This is a genomic window from Hydrogenophaga sp., assembly GCF_031426985.1.
Classification (GTDB): domain Bacteria; phylum Pseudomonadota; class Gammaproteobacteria; order Burkholderiales; family Burkholderiaceae_C; genus Hydrogenophaga.
The window spans coordinates 1-2,657 of the sequence record NZ_JASJOY010000154.1 but is presented as its reverse complement, the minus strand read 5'-3'; the positions used below and the strand labels follow the sequence as shown (position 1 = coordinate 2,657).

The 2,657-nt window shown below is 64.9% G+C and carries 2 protein-coding genes; both read left to right on the top strand.

The features are described 5' to 3' along the window. The first annotated feature begins 117 nt into the window (after window positions 1–117). Window positions 118–1,650 (top strand): IS21 family transposase, encoded by a 1,533-nt coding sequence (gene istA / locus RMP09_RS17100; RefSeq protein ID WP_210824902.1) that lies wholly within the window; start codon window positions 118–120, stop codon window positions 1,648–1,650. Further along, on the top strand, window positions 1,640–2,461 hold the full coding sequence (gene istB, locus RMP09_RS17095) for an IS21-like element ISThsp19 family helper ATPase IstB (protein ID WP_003460336.1): 822 nt from the start codon (window positions 1,640–1,642) through the stop codon (window positions 2,459–2,461). The genes istA and istB overlap by 11 nt, the downstream gene beginning before the upstream one ends. Window positions 2,462–2,657: the final 196 nt, after the last annotated feature.

The following is a 2,657-nucleotide window of genomic DNA, read 5'->3' as shown; positions in this document are numbered from 1 at the left end:
TGTTGGCGCCGACCGAAAACTGAGCCACTTTTGAGGGTAGTGCCGACCCAAAACTGAGCCAGGTGAACAACCTACTCTGCTGTTTTTTTGTGCAGCAGAGGACAAGGAGTGATCACCATGGACATGATTGGCAGGATCCGGCATTTGCATGCCCGGAAGAACAAATCGGAGCGCGAGATATCGCGCATGACAGGGCTCTCGCGCAACACGGTGGCGAAGTGGCTGCACGGGGAGGTGGACGGCCCACCGAAGTACCGGCGCGGCGAACAGCCCAGCAAACTCACGGCGTTCCATGACGCGCTCAGGCAGGCCTTGAAGGCCGATGCACGTCGGCCCAAACACGAGCGGCGCACGGCCAAAGCGCTGTACGCCGAGATCAGGCGCGCGGGCTATGAGGGCGGGTATACGCGGGTGACCGACTTCATCCGGGCATGGCGCCAGGGCGAAGGTCAGGGGTCTGCTGGCAACGCCTTTGTGCCACTGGCCTTCGAACTGGGCGAGGCCTTCCAGTTCGACTGGAGCGAGGAAGGCATGGTGATCGGTGGCATCTACTACCGGGTGCAGGTCTCACACATGAAGCTGTGCGCCAGTCGGGCCTTCTGGCTGGTGGCCTACCCCAGCCAGGGCCACGAGATGCTGTTCGATGCCCACACCCGCAGCTTCGCGGCACTCGGCGGTGTGGCCCGCCGGGGCATTTACGACAACATGAAGACGGCGGTGGACAAGGTCAAGAAGGGCAAGGGGCGCATCGTCAACGAGCGCTTTGCCACCATGTGCGCGCACTACCTCTATGACCCGGACTTCTGCAACGTGGCCAGCGGCTGGGAGAAGGGTGTCGTCGAGAAGAACGTACAGGACAGCCGGCGGCGCATCTGGATCGACGCGGCCAAGATCAAGTTCGCCAGCTTCACCGAACTCAACGCCTGGCTGGGCCAGCGCTGCCGCGCGCTGTGGGACGAGGTGCGCCACCCCGAGCACACCCAGTTCAGCGTGGCCGAGATGCTCGAACACGAGCGCGCGCACCTGATGCCCATGCCGGTGCCCTTCGATGGCTACGTCGAGAAACCCGCGCGAGTCTCCAGCACGTGTCTGGTGTCGGTGGCGCGCAACCGCTATTCGGTGCCGTGCGAACGGGTCGGCCAGTTGGTCAGCACGCGGCTGTATCCGGGCAGCGTCGCCATCGTGGCCGGCGACTCCATCGTGGCCCGCCACGAGCGGCTGAGCAATGCGGGAGAGACCCGTTATGACTGGCAGCACTACATCCCACTGCTGCAGAGGAAGCCTGGTGCCCTGCGGAACGGCGCGCCCTTTGCCGACATGCCCGAGGCCCTGCAGCGGCTGCGCCGAGGGCTGCTGCGCAACCCGGGTGGCGACCGGGTGATGGCGCAGGTGCTGGCCATTGTGCTCAGCGCCGGTCTGGACGCGGTGCTGGTGGCCATCGAGCTGGCACTGGAGAGCGGTCCACCGGGCAAGGTCAGCGTGGAGCATGTGGTCAACGTGCTGAACCGGCTCAACGCGCAGCCGATACCGCCCACGGCGGCCACACTGTTGAAGGTGAGCACGCCGCCGCTGGCGAACACGGCTCGCTACGACAGTCTTCGCTCGGACACAGTGGGTGTCACCATCGAAGGAGCCGACCATGAAGACTGACGTGCTGGTCGAACTCAAGGCACTGCGCCTGCACGGCATGGCCGGCGCGTGGGCCGATCTGGTCGAGCAAGGCGGTGGTGAGGCTGGCGGTGTGGGCATCGAGTCCTCGCGCTGGCTGATCGAGCACCTGCTGCAGGCCGAGGGCACGGACCGGGCGATGCGCTCGGTCAGCCACCAGATGCACGCGGCGAAGTTCCCGGTGCATCGCGACATGGCAGGCTTTGACTTCGAGGTCTCGCCGGTGGACCGCAAGCTGGTGGAGACCTTGGCCACCACGGCCTTCACCGACGAGGCGCACAACGTGGTGCTGGTGGGCGGCCCGGGCACAGGCAAGACCCATCTGGCCACGGCCATGGGCGTCTCGGGCATCACCCGGCACGGCAAGCGGGTGCGCTTCTACTCCACGGTCGATCTGGTCAACGCACTGGAGCAGGAGAAGGCTCAAGGCAAGGCCGGGCGCATCGCTACCAGCCTGCTGCGCATGGACCTGATCATTCTGGACGAGTTGGGCTATCTGCCGTTCAGCCAGGCCGGTGGGGCGCTGCTGTTCCACCTGCTGAGCAAGCTGTACGAACACACCAGCGTGATGATCACGACCAACCTGGACTTCGCCGAGTGGTCCAGTGTGTTCGGCGACGCGAAGATGACCACCGCGCTGCTGGACCGTCTCACGCACCACTGCCACATCGTGGAGACAGGCAACGAGTCGATCCGTTTCAGTCGCAGCACGGCCGCAGCCAAGAAGCGCATCAAGGCCCGCGAGCAGGCGCGAAAGAGTGCCTCGACGCAGGCCGAGCCCGACCCATTCTGAGCAAGTGCCGCGCTGTGCAAGCCGCTACGGGCTACGCCCTGCGCGGCTTGCACAGCGCCTTCAACACAACAACAAGGAGATCGCCGAACCAGGACAGCACCTACACTTATCCACAGCCGACCCCACAAAAGTCGGCTTCCACCCCTGGCTCAATATTCAGTCGGCACAGTGGCTCAAATTTGGATCGGCGCGGACA

Bases quoted from the DNA above. Each gene is read 5' to 3' on its own strand.
- istB (WP_003460336.1), top strand. From the start codon at position 1,640: ATGAAGACTGACGTGCTGGTCGAACTCAAGGCACTGCGCCTGCACGGC.
- istA (WP_210824902.1), top strand. From the start codon at position 118: ATGGACATGATTGGCAGGATCCGGCATTTGCATGCCCGGAAGAACAAA.